This window comes from Desulfosarcina widdelii (genome assembly GCF_009688965.1).
Taxonomy (GTDB): Bacteria; Desulfobacterota; Desulfobacteria; order Desulfobacterales; family Desulfosarcinaceae; genus Desulfosarcina; species Desulfosarcina widdelii.
In genome coordinates this window covers 5,271,480-5,287,834 of record NZ_AP021875.1, presented here as the reverse complement: position 1 = coordinate 5,287,834, position 16,355 = coordinate 5,271,480, and the positions used below count along the sequence as shown (strand labels likewise).

The following is a 16,355-nucleotide window of genomic DNA, read 5'->3' as shown; positions in this document are numbered from 1 at the left end:
TTTTCATGCACAAGCGATTGTTGCTTACCATCACCATTGTCCTCATGACGTCCGGTGTAGCGTTTGCCGACGACTGGATCGACAACTGGATTCAACAAGCGACGACCAGCGGACCCAATATGTTCGAAAGCCAGAAACGGGGCTATGCCTCGGCCGGCAGCTTGTCCCTTCGCTATCGCAACGAAAAGGATTATCTGGTCAACTACGCCCCACCGCGCTTTCGTGCCGGGTGCGGCGGCATCGATATGTTCCTGGGAAGTGTTTCCTACCTGGAGGCGGAGTATCTGATGGAAAAGCTGGAACGCATCGTTGAGGGGGGGATGGCCACCTTTGTCTACGACATTGCCATGTCGGTACTTTCCGAGCCGATCCAAAAATCGATGAAGTCCCTGGAAGCCCTGGTGGATCGGCTCAACCAGCTGCAACTCGACGATTGCAAGGCCGCCAAGGGTGTTGCAACCTATTTGAAAAGCACCTCCTCGGGCGAAGATCAGTCCGAGGCCCTCCAGAAATTCCTGGTCGAAAGCGGTATCAACGGGTTCTATCAAAGCTCTCAGGATGAATACAGCAGGGCCAACACCGACCAGGTCAGAGGAGAAACCGGGGTTACCGTTGGCGCCATGACCGCCGGTTGTCCGGAAGCGATGCGGCGGGTCTTTTTCAGAAACGGCTCGCTGTTGGCCAACGTTGCCAGAGAGAACGACATTCCCGAATCCCAAACCCGGATCATGTCAGCATTTGTCGGGGATGTGGTTATCGAAGATGGTCGCTATTTCATGGTGGGGCCGTGCTATAACGATCCGGGGGATGTGGATGCGCTGATTTATGGGGATCTGATCACCCGTAACGCCGAAAGCGAGTGTGCGCATTTGGACTATATTCGTATCGGCGGAGTCAACTATGAATCTCTCTATAATTGGTCGTTTGCCATGATTCGTGAGATTATCACGGCCATTGGCACCAAAGCGGAGCTTTCCGAACCGGCCCGGGCGTTTATCGAAATTATGCCCTCACCGGTCTATATGCTGGTGCTCAACGACATCAAGGCTGTGGGCAATCTGGATAACGTGGAAGAGATCTCGGGTCGGATGGCCTATGTATGTGCCCTCTCTTACGCCTACTACATGAGCAAGTCGCTTTTGTTCAACACCTATAATCTTTATCACGACGCCATGCGCATCGCCCAGAACCAGTTGGGGCCGGATGCCGCCGGCAATTGTCTCCAACAACTGGTTGAACAGCCGGCCAGCTATGTTGAAGCGATCCTGGGCCGGCTGGACAGCATGTACAGCTATCTCGACGGGGCCTATGCCGTTGCCATGCAGCGTATCACCAACGATCTGGAGCAAGAACGTCTGGTCCAGGCCCGAAGCGACCGGCTGGCCCAAACGTCCTTTGACCGATCGGGGATTCAACCATGAAACATCCCTTGAAGCTACTCCCCCTGCTGGTTTTAATCGAGCCGGGATATGCCATGGCCCAGGTTCCGGACTCGTTTAGGGAGTATGTGACCTATGGGGGGTTTCATTCGATTCACAATGCCTTGAGCCGGATTGCCCTCAGTTTCTCGGACAACTCCTATGAGGGGCTCTTTGTGGCGTTTCTGGTAGTAGCCCTGACCTTCTGGCTGGCCTGGGGCGCCATCGGCTTTTTTCGCAACGGCAGCGTGTTGGGATTCATTTATATGGCCTTTACCATACTGGCCGGGTGCATTGTTTACATCGCCCTGCTCCGACCCACAACCACCATGGTGGTCTATGACGAACTGCTGAATATCCACCAGGAGGTGGCCGAGGTCCCCGAAGGGGTGGTCCTTTTAGCCGGCATGCAAAACAGTTTTACCCGTACCATGACCGACATTATATGGACATCCGCGGCGCCCGGGGTTTACGACTACCGGGAGAACGCCAACGGGGATGTCTATAATATCCTGCGCCAGATCTATAACGGGCAGGTCGACATCTCCAGCGACACCGGCAATGGACGCTATCTAAACGCCTCTTTGCGGCGCTTTTGTGAGGATTGCGTCACTTTTGAGATCCTGCGGCCGGAAAGCGAACTGAACGTCAATCTGTTCGCCACCAGTTCAGATCTAACCGAGCTTTTGGCAGCGGCGCAAAACCCGTCGGTCTTTACGGTCTATTTCAGCGATGAGTTCAGAACCGGAGCCACGGTAAGCTGCGCCGAGGCCTATGATCTGATCGTGGGCGACTTGAACGGCATCACCGACATCTCCGCAGAGAACATGAACTTCTGGCGCACCAAGTGTACCGAGGCCGGCTATCACAACAGCGAGGGGATGGTTGGCCAGGATCAGATCGAACGCTGTATCGAGCGTACCACGGAATTTTTATCCTACATCACCGAAGGCGATGTGGCCCCTTCTGAGGTGACCCGCAATATCCTGATCGCCCGGGAACTCTGGAACGCAGCCTTAAGCGCCGATATCGGCACTCTGGGGGATTACAAAATCGGCACTGCGCTGACCGGTGAAGCCATCTCAACGGATCGCTGGCTGCCGCTGATCAAAGAGGTGATGACCGCGATCTATTTGGGGTTGGTGCCGTTTTTGGTCATATTATTGCCAACCCCCCTTTTGGGTCGCGTGGGGGGGCTGATCATCGGCTTTTTCTGTTTCCTGACGGCCTGGGAGGTGTGCGATGCCCTGATCCACAGTTATGCCATGGACCATACTGTCAACTTCTTCGATGAAATCAGGCGCAACGGGCTGAGTTTCAAATCCATCGGCATGATTGAAAACCAAAGTCACCGATCCATGCTGATGTTCGGCAAAACCCGCGCCGCCACCATGATCCTGGCCGGGGTGATCTCCGGGGTGATCGCCAAGTTCGGCGGGGCCGCCCTGGCCCACTTTGCCAATACGATGCAATTTGGTCATCTTGGTATAGCGGCGGCAACCCAGGTTAATGATCCCTCCCAACAGGCCAACACCTTGGAGTCCTACGCCAAAGCGCCGATCCCATTGGAGACCCATCGCAACCAAGGCTATCACGAGATGGTGCGGCTTTCGAGTCTCGCCTATGCCGGCAACGTCGCGGGCGGCGGGCAACTGATTGCCGACAGCGGGGGATCGTTCCCGGGGGCTGCAACTCACCAAGGCCGGGAGATGACCAACCGCACGCTGGATGGCTCGGCCAGATACACTGCCGTCAACAAGCAGGCCGGGATCAAAGGCATGCAGGGACAGGACGCCAGGGACCTGATGCAGGAAAATCAGGTGGCCAGCGGCTTGTCATCCGCCGAAAGAGCCGAAAGCCTCGGTATGGAGCAACATTACGACCGGACCAGTACGGAAATGACAAAAAGAGATGCCGCTCTCAGAGCTTTGGGTGAAGGTGGCAATCTCAATGACCGGCAAGCCCAGGTTGGCACTATTCAGGGCACCCAGCAGCGGGGTACATTGGATGCCAACCGCGATCTGGGCCCCCAGGGCGTCTACCAGACCGCCTACACCGATAGCGCCCGCCACAGCGCCCATTCCATCGTGGCCAATGTCGCGGCCAGGGATATTCTCCAAAAAGGCTCCGTCAGCCCTGCAAACCGTGATCTGCTCAATCGGATGAACGATAACCCCGATCTTAAAGGCCACATTCAGACCGCCGCCCGTATGGACGTATCTCCGGACGCCGATGAAGCCAGCGCCCTGGCAACTTATTTTGGCGCCCACGGGCACCATTTTTCACCGGAAATGCTCCAGGGTTCCCAAGTGAGTTTTAAAATGGCTTACAATCCGGAAAGCGGCGATGTGGTGCCATCCAACATCAATGTATCGTCCGGTGCCGGCTATCACGAGATCGGCCAATACTTTGAGCGCCCCATCACGCCCGACAGTCCCTACTTCTTGACCAACCCATCCTCGGGGGAACCCGTAACCATGACCTCGGGCCGGGTTTACGGGCAGTCTGGGGTTTACCAGCAGGCCGAGGGGTTCATGTCCGACGGCACGCCCGTTACGCTGGGATCTTCCGATGGCCACACGATGGACCGCATGACATTGGGTGAGCGGTTCAACGGGTTTGGGTCACCCTATGTGCTTTCCCGGTTGAGTCAGGGAATCGATACGATGATCAGGGGCATCGATCTGACAGAGGCATCCCAACGCGCCGAAGTGGTCCCGCAGATTGCCAAGGCCGTTTCTTCCAATTTTGTATCTGCCAATCAGAACTATCTTGATCAGGTGGCTTCATCATGGGGCGGTTCCGTCAGTGGGGGGATCAGTAAAGGCATAGGTGCTTCCGGTAACACCGGTGTATCCTTCTCCAAACGAGATTTAACCGAGTTATCCCAAAACGTGATTACCCAGCGCCTCATGGATGTAACCGCTAATGCAACGACCAATGAAGCCGCCAGAGAAGCACTACAAAATGAAATCAGATCCATGACAGCCAATAACTACAGATACATGAAATCAGCCATCAATGAGTATAGTCAAAATCACATCAAGGACATGGCCCAGGATACGGCGGATAAAATGCGAAACGGGCTTAAAGATTTTGATAAGAACAAAAAAAACATGCAAGAACGTCTTAAGGATTGGGATGATGTGGGCATGTGACACATGGGGTAAGAAAAGGGAAACAACACAATAGATCGATTTGGAGGCCTGCAATGAGTGACGAAACATATTTTTTAATAATGATCCTTTTCGGAGCACTCTTCATTCTGGGTGGCATTTATCGGTTGTTATCTATTCGCTACAAACCGAAGAGTGAAAAGAAAAAAGACAAAGCTGAACTTCCTTCTACGTTGGATATGGAAAGGGAATTTGATGATGATCCAATCATTAATCCAGGATATTCCTCTCTAAAAAGTAATATTTTCCACAAAGACCGCTATGGCGATGGGGATTAAGAGCCTTCATATGGTCACAATGGTTTTGCTTATTTTAGCGGTAATGTGCCCTAAAAACGCCTTTCCATTCTGCTTTGAACGTGCCGGCCAAACCTATGGTATTCCGCCCCAGCTGATCGAAGCCATCGCCTGCTACCGCTCGGGCAAGCCCCTGACCGCGTTAAGCGATCCGGTAAAAAAGGATGTCATCCGCTATATCGAGCGCTTGAAGGTCTATTTTGATAGTTTTTAACAAGGTGCTGATACCAATGTTAAAAAACCTGATGATTGTCGTGACTGTGTGCTGTCTGCTTGGCCTGGCCGGTTGCGGAGGATCATCGGGCTCTTCGGATTCAGGATCTTCAGTTGAGGAAAAAGGCGGTCCGTTGGCGGGCACCTGGATCGGATCAGCCAATGGCGTCACGCATACCATCACCATCAGCGGTCGGGGAAACACCTATGCCGCAGCCTGGGATACAAGCGACGACTGCTTTACGAGTGATTCCGGTACTACCGTTCATTTTAGCAGCAATGTTGAGATTCTATGCAGCGGCTATGACGACAATCAACAACGCTATGTTTTTTTGAGTATCAATGGCGAATTCGACGGCGAGAATGCCATTAGCGGCCAATTATACGCCGAGGAGTGTGGTGCATACGATGAACCGATAGTTTTGGCTCGATAGGTGAACCCTTTCCGGATTACCCGGAACAGACAGGTTGTCGATCATATGCAGCAGCTATCAATCCATCTGAACGAAATTGAGGAACGCGCGGCGCATCAAGCCATTGAAACAGCCGTGATCGAGTATTTTCAGGTAAGGGATTGCATCGTTAATCTGGATACCCATAGCGTTTGCGTCCTTTTCGACCCCATTGCTCATAAAAAATGGATCGCGCGGTTCAATGGCCATGCTGAGCCCAATGGTTCGAAAGATATCCCCCTCTCAATCCCGTTGGAGCAATTGCCGCCCCAAATCAAACAACTGGCCCGGCCCATTTTAGAACGTCTAATGGCTGAGCAGGAAGCGCTGGCATCTTATCTCAAATGGAAACCCCGTGAGCGCAAAATCGTGCCCGGAACGATCACCGAAATGTCCCAAACCCATTTCAAGATCAGCTTGAAAGGCGGAACAGGCATACTGAACCATAGGGATGGAATAAAAAAGGAACACTATACCCTCGGCGCAACCCATTTATTCCATATTAAACGGGTCAGAATGGAAGGGGAAAATGTCCGAATTCATCTTTCGCGCAGATCCAAAACGCTTCCGGAATATGTGCTATCGAGTAAATTTCCCAAGTACAAATTCCGCTGCTATCGGCGCCTGCCGGGTGTCAAATCGTGGATTCGGACCACGGCCCCCAGCTATCGGTGGGGTTTGTTTCTTTCCAAAGAGATTCGCCAACCCCTGGCAGGAGAGTATTTGCAATTTTATCCTTGAAAAAAAGGAGCACACGATGACTGAGACAAAAAAAGGTGACAACGGCGCACCGGCAAGGGGAAGAGATTTTTTTATCGAAATGGCCAAACACCCCCGATCCCGGGTCATCATGGCCAACACCTCGGACACCTACATGATGGCCGACATCACCCGCCAGGGGGACATTATCATCAGCAGGCTCAGGGACGAGTTGATGCGCTCAATCAATATCGAAGACTTCACCGGTTATATGGATGAGTACTATAAAATCATCTTCAGCCTCGAAGATCACCTGAAATTCATCGGCTCCAAGGTGGGTATCGACTATCGCCAATCACGTACCTACAAATCCATCAAGAAGAATCAAAATCAAGCGTCGCTGGATAGTCCACCCCAAACGGCATCATAAAGAATAACCACGACATGTTTGGATTTTTCTCAAGGAAAAAGAAGCTGCATCCCTCGGGTATCCGCACCATACCCATCGCGGATCTGGCGCCTTTGTGGCGTGATACCAATGACGTTGTCGCCGTCGACGGCAACGCTGGGGATGATGCACAAAAAGGGCTACGAAACAGCAAATTCCCAGGAGCGGTTGCTTCCAAACATAGGGGAACAAGTCCCAATTTAGACCCTACGGCGAATCGTCCGTTAAATCGTAACGATCCGTGGTTTGATGAAAAAGGCCTATTGGCCACCCTGAAAACCCATTTAAAAGCCGGTCGCACCACGGCTTTCCAATACAATGGAAGGGCATACTACACCCTTGACACCGTTGCTGAGGCATTAAACGGTCAACGCAGGGTAAAAAACCTCGAACTCTTGGACCCCCGGGCCGTGATCGAATTTTTCGAATCGGACCGCGGGCTGGAGAGCGGCAAGTATGCGATGCGGTTCGATGCGGGGTTGCCCACGAAGACCTACCTCTACTCGCACCTTTATCCAGAAACCGAAGATTCGGGCAGAAACCGCCCCGTCGATGAAACCGGGCGCCGCCTGAAAAGTTTAAAGTCTATCAAAGCGCATAGACCATGACCGCGTATATTTTAAAGACCGTAACCAGCCTCGTCGTTCTTTTATTTCTGGTGGCCGGGTTCTATTTTCAAATGGAGATCAGACGGCGGTATCCAGGGTTTGACCCGACACTATGGTTCACGGGCGTTCTTTTTTTCGCGGGGATGATCTTTGCTGTCATGGACCGCAATCTCATCATCGCCTTTATCGTGATTACCGTCACCGTGGCGATCCCTTTATTAAAACAGTGGGTGGTGGACTACTGGCCCTATTGATTTCCCCTCCCCTGCCCTGGATGCCTTGGGTTGCAAAATGACGAAAGACGAAACCGTCAACGCGATTCCCATTTCAAGTAGCAGCGATGCAGGCACGCGCACCTATTTCAAGAATATCATCGACGCCATTGCACAGATTCAACAATTTGCCGTCATGGAGAGATCGGATTATGAAATTCCCCAGGATTTTCTCACCATTCGCGGGGAACTGAACTTTTTCAGTATCGGTTTTGGCAACGGCTTTGTCGAAGGCATGGTGTTTGCCCTCCTGCTGGCCATCATCATGCCGCTCATGCACAGCGACTATCTCATGGAGTCGGTCGCGCTTCGCTTCCCCCTGGCCCGGTCCCGCACCTTCCTTTGGATGCTAAACCTCTTGCCCATCATCATTGCAGTGGCGCTCTGTTCCTATCTGAGCCGCTACCGGATCGGCAGAATAACCAAACGTGCCGTTGACGCACTGTTGGTGGGGCGCATGTTCAGCCTGATCATCAAGGCGATCATTATTTTCGTCTTGCTGATCGCCCTTCACAATTACAACGCGGTCATCGCTCATGGGCTGGGAAGCGCCTTGGCTAAAATCCATCATGGTTTTGGCAGCGGCGTTTTCATGACCATCGTCAATATGAAAGAGCACCTTCTGATCACCGCTTTTCGGATTCTGGCCATTTTCACCGGGGCGGTGGCGACCCCTTTTTTAACCATTTGGCTGGTTTCCCTCTATCGCGGCTACCAGCGCAAACATGCCGAACGCTTTTGGATGGAATAATGTTCTGGTTACGCAAGCCTGCCACCACAATCGGACGGGGCGTTCTCCTTAACGATCTCAAGGGGCCCATCCGCAGGATCGAGATCCCCGACACGGACCGGATCGGACACATCGGGTGCTTCGGTACCACCCGCATCGGCAAATCCAAAATGATTGAACACATGGTGACCCAGGACATCGCCAAGGGCTATAGCGTGGTGGTGGTCGACCCCAAAGGCGACCTGGAGCTGTTCTCCAAAATCGTACAGACCGCTTACGATAACGAAAGAGCCAATGAGTTATGCCTGATCAATCCCATCTATCCTGACTTTTCTGCCACCATCAACCCATTGGCCTACTATTTCAGCCCGGAAGAGATCGTCAATCATGTGGTCTCCGGAGTTCAGGCCAAGGACGCCTATTTTCACAATGTGGCTTATGAAACCACCCTCGTGATCGTCCTGGGCTTGCTGGCCTTGAAAGAGAAAGCGACGCCCGACCTGTCCATCAACTTCGCGGAGATCGGCAGGCGCTGCGGAGCCCAGGAGATCGAGGATTTGACGGCTACCCTATCAAAAATCGAAGATCCCGGCGCCAGGGAGATCGTCCATATTGCCAATAAGATCCTGCAGGCCCGGGAAGAATTTTTCGGCAAAGTGACATCGTCTTTGCGCACGGTCCTTACCGCTCTGTCCATCGGCAATATGGGCCGGATTATCGGTCGGGCCAGATCCAATCGCTTCGTCAAGCGCCTGGAAAACGGCCAACGGGTCATCCTGGTGGTTCAAACCGGCAGTATGCTGTCCGGCAAGGTCAGCGACATGATGGCCCGGATCCTGATCTCCATGATTCAAAGCTTCATCGGCCGGCGCTTTGCTTCTGGTCAAAAGATCGACCCCCCGTTGGCCATCTACATCGATGAGTTTTCCAATGCCTGCTACATCGGCATCGAAGACCTGTTCAACAAGGCCGGCGGCGCCGGCGCAATGGTAAATGTATTTACCCAATCGCTGGCCGATATCACTGCAGCCATCGGTGAGCAGATGGCCCGCAAGATTCTGGACAACCTGAACACCAAGATCTTTATGCGGGTCAACGATCCCCAGACAGCCAGATATGTGAGTGAATCGTCGGGCACCCGCAAGAAATACGACCCCTTTCTTCAACTGGGCGGCGGCATCACTATGCGCTGTGCCGAGGAAGCCGCGGTGCGTCCGGAAGATGTACTCAATTTGAGAAAACGCATCTTCTATCTTTTTGGAATCAATGGTCGCTACAAGGGAAAAACCGAACTGGTCAAACCGTCCAGGTTAAAGGTGGAGTACCCCGACATTATCTCCAAGGCGGTTTAAACAGGGCACCCCTTCGATAATCTTTTTTTTGAAAATAGCCTGGGAAACGCTATAAAAAGGAATCTTCCATGAAAAAGATCGGTATCTGCAACAATAAGGGCGGTGTGGGCAAAACCACCATCACCCTATGTCTGGCCGGAGCCCTGGCCGAGATGGATCTGAAAGTGCTCTTAGTGGACATGGATCAGCAAGGATCCTTAAGTTCCTCCTTTTTGCCGGATATCCACAACCTGCCGTTGGTGGTCACGGATGTAATCCGGGATGATGGGGTATCCATCGAAGCGGCCGTTCATCGGACCCAATATGCCAACATCAAAATCGTTCCTTCCAATTTGAGTCTGGCCAAACTGGAAAGCGAGCTTCAATCCGAGCGGGACGCTCACTATTATCTGGCCGACAAGCTTGATGAAATCAATGGTCAATACGATGTAGTCATTATTGATTCTCCTCCCAATTTAGGGATGGCCACATGGTCGGTATTAACGGCCGTTGACGGTCTAATCATCCCTTTGGAGGCCCAGGATTACAGTGTCAAAGGCACGGGGTATGTCCACGCCTTGATCCACAAGGTGAAAAAGCGGGCCAATCCCCGGCTGGAGATTTTGGGTTACCTGATCAACAGATACGATGGCCGCCGACGTATCGAACAGGATTTCAAGGCCATGATCCAAAACCACCTGGGCAAGCGGGTGTTTGACCAGGTGCTGAAAGACGCCGTTGTGTATGCGGAAGCCGTCACTTTGGGAAAACCCGTTACCATGCTTTATCCCAAAAGCGAGCATGCCGAGGCGTTTCGCCAGCTTGGCAGGAAGGTCATGTATGGCTAAAGACTTTTCCCAAAATGCCCGGGATCGATCCAGCTTCCTGGTCCCTCCGACCTTGGATACAGCTACAAAGAGGGGCGACCGGGCAGATACCCGCCCGATCCGGGCGGCAAGGTTGATTGAGATCCAGCGTATCCAGCCGGACCCGAATCAACCCAGAAAAACATTTGTTCAGGAAACCCTTGAGTCCCTTGCCCGGTCCATCCGACAGATCGGCGGGATCATCGATCCGATAACGGTCCAATATTCTGAAAATGAGGATTGTTTCCTGATCATTAGTGGAGAGCGGCGCTATCGGGCCGCCAAGATCGCCGGTCTCGACACGCTTCCCTGTATCATCAAACAACCCGATGACAAGACCCGCTTTCTCATGCAGTTTATTGCCAACATCCAACGGGAAGATATCCCGCCCCTGGAAGAGGCCGCAGCCATTCGGATATTGATTCAGACCTACGGGTTCACCCAACACGACATCGCAAAACTGATCAATAAGTCAAAAAGCTATGTCAGTCAGGTCCTGGGCCTGGAGCGGCTCTCCGATGAGGCCAAGAAAAAGGTTCAGACGTCTGAACTTTCCAAAGAGGTTCAAATCCAAGCCTCCCGGGAAACGGAGCCTGAAAAGCAGATTGAAATCTTAAAGATGGCTTCCGATGGGAATAAGACCGTTCGGGATATCCGCAATCAGACCAAACCGGTTGGGGTCCAACATTCGGATAAAAATATCGATTCGAACTCTTTTAATACAAACCGGAATAAACCGGGTACACAACCAGCTAAAAATGAGACTTTCAGCCAGTGGACGTGGACATCAAAGCAGGGACGGTTTACCGTGTCGGTACAGTTTTTGGAGAAGCATCCCCTCGAAAACAAGACCAAAATGGTCCGGGCGGCTTTAATGGATGCGGTCAATCAGATCTCGGGCAAGCGAGAAGGAACCCGCCGGTGAGCTGCCAGAGAAGGAGGTGTGTGCCAATGAGAACGAAAGAATCAGTCTGTGAGCTGATCTATGGATAGGCCAATTGCCCGGGCCAGTTTCTCCAGAGTTGCATTTTGAAGTTTGTTATCGGTCCGCTCCATCTGAGATAGGGCTGCTTGGGAGATTCCGGCCCGGCGGGAAACTTCTGCTTGGGTAAGGCCCAGGTATTTCCGCCATGCTTTGACCAGGTTCATTCCCTCTTTGACCACCAGGCCCACTACCTCATGGGGAACAGTCGCCCTTTCATCTTTCGGCAAAAGATCCAGGTAATCCTCATAGGGGATCACCGCAAACATAGGATGACCGTCTTTTTCAATAATTTGGACACTATTCGGAGTATGTGCGCTCATTGCGTTTCCTAACCTCTTCAATGCTGATGATTTCCAATGTTTCTGTGAACAGCACTCGCCAGGAACCAATCCTAAGACGATACTCTGAACGATTCTTTAGTTTTTTTACATTCGGGCAGTTGGGAAAATCCTTCAAGCCATCGACGGCGTCATAGATTTTCGCCTGCTGCCGTTTGTTCTTGATCTTACGAAGTTGGCGCAGCGCTTTCATTCTCCATTGGATCTGCTTCATATGATCCAACATAAGTTATAAATATAAGCTTTTCAATATATTTCTTATAAATTGTTGTTGAATAGCAGGTTGTCAGTTGAGGCCAGGCACATGGTTCAGACGTCTGAACTTTCCTGATAGGCGCGGTGGCCACCAAAAACAGTGAAATATTTCCAAGACTCATCAGGAGCTTTCGTGCGCTTATCAGGAGCCTTCGTGCGCTTATCATCCGGGTTGCAGGCGCTGTTAAGCGCCGGCTGACAAGTCCCGAAAAGATTAACCCAAAGTATGGTTTGAGTCCATGGAATCCCTTGGTCAAATTTTAAGTGGGCAATACCAGCAGCTTTTAAGGATCATCCGGGATCGCCATCCGAATTCCCTATCAGACCTTGAAATGATATCAGATATCCGGTTGAAAAAAAATCCAGCCTTTCAAGAACACTAAAAACGCTTTCGAACTATGGCATTGTGGATCTGCTCCGCGAAAAAGGGGCGGTAAGGCCTGTGGTGAAGGCGACAGATTTCAGGGTGGAGCTGAGCCTATGATATATGGTCAAGATATGAGATCCAGAACTTAAATATGAAAGCCCAAATCCTGGTTCATGCATGCTACATCGGGAAGTAAAATTTTACTTGACGACTTTTTATTTTTTCTATAGAATTTTAGTAATTATCTGCTCAATGAAAAGTCTTTTCATTGTTCCCTTCGCCTTCTCGCGAACCTCGGGATGACAGGTTTCTACCCTGAACAATCCTTACCTCAGATCCATTCATTCCTTGAACGGATCGGTGTCCACGAACCACTAGTCGCCACACCCCAGACGGCATCAGCCAAACCTTGGGAGAACACGCTCTGCAACGGCCAAGCCAAGAAGCGGAACTGTTTGCCGGCGACAATGTCATACCCACACCCCACACCCCCACACAATTCATCCATAACTTTTCAATAGACATCCATTAACAAGGGACCAAAGCACTTGAGCGCACCTTGGCGCTACAGGTGTTTTTTGTTCCCGCTAAACGAAAGGAGCATCGCATGAACAAAGCAATCATCATCGGACGGTTGGGAAAAGAGGCCAATTTTCTAAATGGCGGTGAGCAAACCGCGTGTCGATTTCAATTGGCGGTAAAGGAGACATGGAAAAGCAAAGACAACGAATTGAATGAGCGCACTGAGTGGGTGAATGTGGCTGCTTTCGGGCCGGTTGCCGAACAGATGAAAGGCGTTGCCAAGGGCGCGCTCGTTTTTGTTCAAGGATCGGCCAACACCGGCAGCTATAAAAAGGAAGACGAGATCCGCTATTATTTCGAGATCCGGGCCAAACGGCTTGGGATCCTGGGCGAAGGAGAAAAACAAAGGTACAAGGAATTTGACCAAAACGAAATGACCCTGATCGGTCGCCTCGGCCAGGATCCTCTGACACCCAGAGAAGGGATTACCCACTTTTCCCTGGCATGTAACGAATATTTCAAAGGCGAAGAGACCACCCAATGGATCAGCGTTGCCACATTTAACGGTTTATCCGACAATGCGGCCAAAATATTGAGCAAAGGCCGTCTGGTCTATGTGGAAGGGAAAGTGCGAACAAGAAAATATGACAAGGAGGGTCAAACCCGTTATGCCACGGGCGTTGTCGCGCACAAGTGGCGAGCGCTTGACGCCAAACCCAAGAAACAGGAAATGGCGGAGTATCCCGAGTCCGCGTCCTATGATTATGCGGATAACGATATTCCGTTTTAACCAGCGCCCCTGGATCACATATGAATTGAGCCGCGTGATCCAGGGGCTCTACTTTTTTATGGGGGTATCGATGGAGCGGATATTTAAAAAACTTGGTCGATATTTTGGCTTTTGGAAGATCGGTGTCATGAATCCGGATAATGGGCTGTGGTCGCTTACACCTTCAAGCAATAAAATTGGGTATCTAAGGGCAATGAATGCCAGAGGGTATCATATTTTTATGAAGCCTGAAGATGAGCGGCGCTTTCTACTTTTAGATGACATCCCGGAAGATAGGTTGAAGTACCAAAAAGAGCAGGACCGCTTTAAGCCCGGACGCCTGGTGGTCGAAACCAGCCCGGGCAACTTTCAGGTCTGGGTCAAGGCCGGCCGCAGTATCAGCAATCCGGAGAAAAGGTATTGGATCAGATATTTCAACTCCGATACCGCTTGTGACCCAAATTCACGCTGGGGCCGCTGTCCGGGGTTCCGGAACCGCAAGAACAAATACGAACAGGATGGACACTATCCCCTCTCCCGCCTCATCTGGGTGGATTGGCAAAAAGTTGCCCAAGTACCTACAATAACCCTTCCAAAGAAACCGGTATGTCTACAAATTGCGAAGGTATGTATTAAAAAGCATAATCGGTCGGGTAAACACGTCCAGCGCTGCGATTACGAGCGCGGGGACGACTCGGCCACCGATTTTGCCTATGTCCTCGCTTTGCTGCGGCAGGGCGTGGACCCGGAGATAATTACCGAGCGATTATTAAATGAACGGGAAGATTGGACCCATCACAAAGGTGAACGGCGCCAAACCGCTTACCTTAAAAGGACGATCAGAAAAGCCGTGGAGATTATTAACGACTAACTGACACATGAATTGCATCCCCAATTCGGGGAAGCCGTAAAGGTTTCCCGATAGGGGTTGTCCTCCCTGATGCGAGAGACCTTTACGGTCAAAAATAGGGAGGTGCCCCATGAATAGGAAAGAATATCGATTTTACGCGTATAAACTGCACATGGTGAAGGAACAGGAGATCCTTTTCCTGGGTGGCGACTCAATCAACAACAGTGCCTCGAGTTCCAAGCTGATCAAAAAAGTAATCAGGGAACTCGGGCAAACGGATCGTGAAAATTTCGTTGTGGTGATGCTGAATACCAAACTCAAACCCATCGGCGCCAATCTGGTATCTACAGGGAGCCTTGCCCAATGCATGGTACAACCCCGGGAAATCATTAAAGCCGCGCTGAACATGCCCTGCAAGGCCTTGATCCTCGGCCACAATCACCCGTCGGGAGATCCATCGCCCTCCGTGGAAGATAAATTGATCACCCTCATGATCATGGCTTCCGCACACCTGTTCGATGTGCAGATTCTGGATCATCTCATCGTGGACATGGATTCGGATGCGTATCAATCGTTTGCAGATGAAAAAATAATCGAAGACACGAAACACAAAGTGCGTGGCGTAATGGATCAAATTTCAAGATTGTAAATCAGCCAAGTCCCAATCAAACCCTCAATCAGGGGAAGCCGTATAGGTTCCCCGACGGGGGGTGTCCTCCCAACAGGAACCTTTGCGGCTGCCCAAAGGGAGGTCATCAATGAAACCATCCAACGTACAGACCAGTTTAAAAATCCTCATCAAGTGCCGGCAACCCGTCTTTCTGTGGGGTCCTCCCGGGGTCGGCAAATCACAGGTTGTTCAACAGATAACAAGAGAACTTGAGGTAGATTGCACCGATGTCCGCGCCGTTCTGCTCGATCCCGTGGACCTGAGAGGCCTGCCCCACATCAACGGCGATCATCGCGCTCATTGGGCCACACCCGATTTCCTGCCCCAAGATGGAAAGGGTGTGCTCTTTTTGGACGAACTGAACGCAGCACCGCCCTTAGTACAGGCGGCCTGCTATCAGCTCGTCCTTGACCGGCGCATCGGTGAGTACATATTGCCTGAAGGCTGGGCTGTCATTGCAGCCGGGAATCGGGAAAGTGATCGTGCCGTCACCCACCGGATGCCTTCCGCCCTGGCCAACCGGTTCGTCCATATCAATTTTGATGCTGACGTCGAAGACTGGACCGCCTGGGCATTGAGGCGTGGGATAAAGAACGAAGTCATCGCATTTATAAGATTCCGTCCGGAACTGCTGCATCAGTTCGAAGGCCGGGCGGACGAAAAAGCCTTTCCAAGCCCCAGGTCCTGGGAGTTTGTCTCCAATGTATTGGGGCAAAACCCCTCCTCGGATGTGGAATACGATCTTTTAGCCGGCACCGTCGGTGAAGGGGCGGCCATCGAAATGCTTGGTTTTCTGCGGATTTTTCGGTCCCTGCCAAGCCCGGATGCTGTCTTGATAAATCCATCCGGGGCAATCGTGCCTGAAGATCCGGCCGCCCTCTATGCCTTGTGTGGCGCCCTGGCAAAAAAGGCCAGCGACAATAACTTCGGGCGTCTGATTGCGTATGCCCTGCGGCTGCCGGCGGAATTTTCAGTTCTGCTGGTTCGCGATGCGATTCATTACGCACCCGAGGTTCAAAACACGCGGGCGTTTATCGAATGGTCGGCCAATCATCAGGACGTGCTGATTTAAAAAGGGGGGAGAGGAAAA

The 16,355-nt window shown here is 51.7% G+C and carries 19 protein-coding genes; 17 read left to right on the top strand and 2 right to left on the bottom strand.

What is annotated here, in order from left to right:
- The first annotated feature begins 5 nt into the window (after nucleotides 1-5).
- The 13 genes from GN111_RS24280 (at nucleotide 6) to GN111_RS24220 (ending at nucleotide 11,434) form a co-directional block, all read left to right on the top strand.
- Entirely contained in the window at nucleotides 6-1,421 is a 1,416-nt protein-coding gene (locus GN111_RS24280) for a conjugal transfer protein TraH (RefSeq protein WP_155306232.1), read from the top strand.
- On the top strand, nucleotides 1,418-4,576 hold the full coding sequence (locus GN111_RS24275; protein WP_155306231.1) for a conjugal transfer protein TraG N-terminal domain-containing protein: 3,159 nt from the start codon (nucleotides 1,418-1,420) through the stop codon (nucleotides 4,574-4,576). The genes GN111_RS24280 and GN111_RS24275 overlap by 4 nt, the downstream gene beginning before the upstream one ends.
- Nucleotides 4,577-4,629: 53 nt before the next feature.
- Nucleotides 4,630-4,872: a hypothetical protein gene (locus tag GN111_RS24270; protein ID WP_155306230.1), complete on the top strand. Its 243-nt coding sequence runs from the start codon at nucleotides 4,630-4,632 to the stop codon at nucleotides 4,870-4,872.
- Nucleotides 4,862-5,104 carry a hypothetical protein gene (locus tag GN111_RS24265; protein ID WP_170302439.1) on the top strand — a complete coding sequence of 81 codons (243 nt, stop codon included), beginning with the start codon at nucleotides 4,862-4,864 and terminating at the stop codon, nucleotides 5,102-5,104. Before GN111_RS24270 ends, GN111_RS24265 begins: the two co-directional genes overlap by 11 nt.
- A gap of 16 nt (nucleotides 5,105-5,120) precedes the next feature.
- Nucleotides 5,121-5,537: a hypothetical protein gene (locus GN111_RS24260; RefSeq protein ID WP_155306228.1), complete on the top strand. Its 417-nt coding sequence runs from the start codon at nucleotides 5,121-5,123 to the stop codon at nucleotides 5,535-5,537.
- Between the two features lie 45 nt (nucleotides 5,538-5,582).
- A complete protein-coding gene (locus GN111_RS24255) occupies nucleotides 5,583-6,296 on the top strand; it encodes a hypothetical protein (RefSeq protein WP_155306227.1) in 714 nt (237 codons plus the stop codon).
- 16 nt (nucleotides 6,297-6,312) lie between these two features.
- Nucleotides 6,313-6,684 (top strand): hypothetical protein, encoded by a 372-nt coding sequence (locus GN111_RS24250; RefSeq protein ID WP_155306226.1) that lies wholly within the window; start codon nucleotides 6,313-6,315, stop codon nucleotides 6,682-6,684.
- Nucleotides 6,685-6,698: 14 nt separating this feature from the next.
- Nucleotides 6,699-7,310 (top strand): hypothetical protein, encoded by a 612-nt coding sequence (locus tag GN111_RS24245; RefSeq protein ID WP_155306225.1) that lies wholly within the window; start codon nucleotides 6,699-6,701, stop codon nucleotides 7,308-7,310.
- Nucleotides 7,307-7,564, top strand: coding sequence for a hypothetical protein (locus GN111_RS24240; protein WP_155306224.1), 258 nt, complete (start codon nucleotides 7,307-7,309; stop codon nucleotides 7,562-7,564). Before GN111_RS24245 ends, GN111_RS24240 begins: the two co-directional genes overlap by 4 nt.
- Nucleotides 7,565-7,601: 37 nt before the next feature.
- Nucleotides 7,602-8,333 (top strand): hypothetical protein, encoded by a 732-nt coding sequence (locus GN111_RS24235; protein WP_155306223.1) that lies wholly within the window; start codon nucleotides 7,602-7,604, stop codon nucleotides 8,331-8,333.
- Entirely contained in the window at nucleotides 8,333-9,664 is a 1,332-nt protein-coding gene (locus GN111_RS24230; protein WP_155306222.1) for a type IV secretory system conjugative DNA transfer family protein, read from the top strand. Before GN111_RS24235 ends, GN111_RS24230 begins: the two co-directional genes overlap by 1 nt.
- A 68-nt stretch (nucleotides 9,665-9,732) precedes the next feature.
- Nucleotides 9,733-10,491, top strand: coding sequence for a ParA family protein (locus tag GN111_RS24225; protein WP_155306221.1), 759 nt, complete (start codon nucleotides 9,733-9,735; stop codon nucleotides 10,489-10,491).
- Nucleotides 10,484-11,434, top strand: coding sequence for a ParB/RepB/Spo0J family partition protein (locus tag GN111_RS24220; protein WP_170302438.1), 951 nt, complete (start codon nucleotides 10,484-10,486; stop codon nucleotides 11,432-11,434). The genes GN111_RS24225 and GN111_RS24220 overlap by 8 nt, the downstream gene beginning before the upstream one ends.
- 41 nt (nucleotides 11,435-11,475) lie before the next feature.
- Here the strand turns inward: GN111_RS24220 and GN111_RS24215 are convergent, their stop codons facing one another.
- Together GN111_RS24215 and GN111_RS24210 are read right to left on the bottom strand one after the other, a co-directional pair.
- The gene (locus GN111_RS24215; RefSeq protein WP_155306219.1) at nucleotides 11,476-11,814 is read right to left on the bottom strand and encodes a helix-turn-helix domain-containing protein; all 339 of its coding nucleotides are present in this window, start codon (nucleotides 11,812-11,814) and stop codon (nucleotides 11,476-11,478) included.
- Nucleotides 11,792-12,025 carry a type II toxin-antitoxin system RelE family toxin gene (locus GN111_RS24210; RefSeq protein ID WP_231715548.1) on the bottom strand — a complete coding sequence of 78 codons (234 nt, stop codon included), beginning with the start codon at nucleotides 12,023-12,025 and terminating at the stop codon, nucleotides 11,792-11,794. Before GN111_RS24210 ends, GN111_RS24215 begins: the two co-directional genes overlap by 23 nt.
- A 1,036-nt stretch (nucleotides 12,026-13,061) precedes the next feature.
- Here GN111_RS24210 and GN111_RS24205 point away from each other — a divergent pair.
- From GN111_RS24205 to GN111_RS24190, 4 genes are all read left to right on the top strand, one after another.
- A complete protein-coding gene (locus GN111_RS24205) occupies nucleotides 13,062-13,766 on the top strand; it encodes a single-stranded DNA-binding protein (protein WP_155306217.1) in 705 nt (234 codons plus the stop codon).
- A 34-nt stretch (nucleotides 13,767-13,800) separates the two neighbouring features.
- Nucleotides 13,801-14,616: a DNA-primase RepB domain-containing protein gene (locus GN111_RS24200; RefSeq protein WP_231715811.1), complete on the top strand. Its 816-nt coding sequence runs from the start codon at nucleotides 13,801-13,803 to the stop codon at nucleotides 14,614-14,616.
- 109 nt (nucleotides 14,617-14,725) lie between these two features.
- Nucleotides 14,726-15,244: a JAB domain-containing protein gene (locus GN111_RS24195; protein ID WP_155306215.1), complete on the top strand. Its 519-nt coding sequence runs from the start codon at nucleotides 14,726-14,728 to the stop codon at nucleotides 15,242-15,244.
- 109 nt (nucleotides 15,245-15,353) lie between these two features.
- Complete coding sequence (locus GN111_RS24190) at nucleotides 15,354-16,337, top strand: AAA family ATPase (RefSeq protein ID WP_155306214.1); 984 nt, start codon at nucleotides 15,354-15,356, stop codon at nucleotides 16,335-16,337.
- The last annotated feature ends 18 nt before the right edge of the window (nucleotides 16,338-16,355 follow it).

Excerpts from the sequence above, each read along its gene's own strand:
- GN111_RS24280 (WP_155306232.1), top strand. The coding sequence starts at position 6 with ATGCACAAGCGATTGTTGCTTACCATCACCATTGTCCTCATGACGTCC.
- GN111_RS24275 (WP_155306231.1), top strand. The coding sequence starts at position 1,418 with ATGAAACATCCCTTGAAGCTACTCCCCCTGCTGGTTTTAATCGAGCCG.
- GN111_RS24270 (WP_155306230.1), top strand. The coding sequence starts at position 4,630 with ATGAGTGACGAAACATATTTTTTAATAATGATCCTTTTCGGAGCACTC.
- GN111_RS24265 (WP_170302439.1), top strand. The coding sequence starts at position 4,862 with ATGGGGATTAAGAGCCTTCATATGGTCACAATGGTTTTGCTTATTTTA.
- GN111_RS24260 (WP_155306228.1), top strand. The coding sequence starts at position 5,121 with ATGTTAAAAAACCTGATGATTGTCGTGACTGTGTGCTGTCTGCTTGGC.
- GN111_RS24255 (WP_155306227.1), top strand. The coding sequence starts at position 5,583 with ATGCAGCAGCTATCAATCCATCTGAACGAAATTGAGGAACGCGCGGCG.
- GN111_RS24250 (WP_155306226.1), top strand. The coding sequence starts at position 6,313 with ATGACTGAGACAAAAAAAGGTGACAACGGCGCACCGGCAAGGGGAAGA.
- GN111_RS24245 (WP_155306225.1), top strand. The coding sequence starts at position 6,699 with ATGTTTGGATTTTTCTCAAGGAAAAAGAAGCTGCATCCCTCGGGTATC.
- GN111_RS24240 (WP_155306224.1), top strand. The coding sequence starts at position 7,307 with ATGACCGCGTATATTTTAAAGACCGTAACCAGCCTCGTCGTTCTTTTA.
- GN111_RS24235 (WP_155306223.1), top strand. The coding sequence starts at position 7,602 with ATGACGAAAGACGAAACCGTCAACGCGATTCCCATTTCAAGTAGCAGC.
- GN111_RS24230 (WP_155306222.1), top strand. The coding sequence starts at position 8,333 with ATGTTCTGGTTACGCAAGCCTGCCACCACAATCGGACGGGGCGTTCTC.
- GN111_RS24225 (WP_155306221.1), top strand. The coding sequence starts at position 9,733 with ATGAAAAAGATCGGTATCTGCAACAATAAGGGCGGTGTGGGCAAAACC.
- GN111_RS24220 (WP_170302438.1), top strand. The coding sequence starts at position 10,484 with ATGGCTAAAGACTTTTCCCAAAATGCCCGGGATCGATCCAGCTTCCTG.
- GN111_RS24215 (WP_155306219.1), bottom strand. The coding sequence starts at position 11,814 with ATGAGCGCACATACTCCGAATAGTGTCCAAATTATTGAAAAAGACGGT.
- GN111_RS24210 (WP_231715548.1), bottom strand. The coding sequence starts at position 12,025 with ATGAAAGCGCTGCGCCAACTTCGTAAGATCAAGAACAAACGGCAGCAG.
- GN111_RS24205 (WP_155306217.1), top strand. The coding sequence starts at position 13,062 with ATGAACAAAGCAATCATCATCGGACGGTTGGGAAAAGAGGCCAATTTT.
- GN111_RS24195 (WP_155306215.1), top strand. The coding sequence starts at position 14,726 with ATGAATAGGAAAGAATATCGATTTTACGCGTATAAACTGCACATGGTG.
- GN111_RS24190 (WP_155306214.1), top strand. The coding sequence starts at position 15,354 with ATGAAACCATCCAACGTACAGACCAGTTTAAAAATCCTCATCAAGTGC.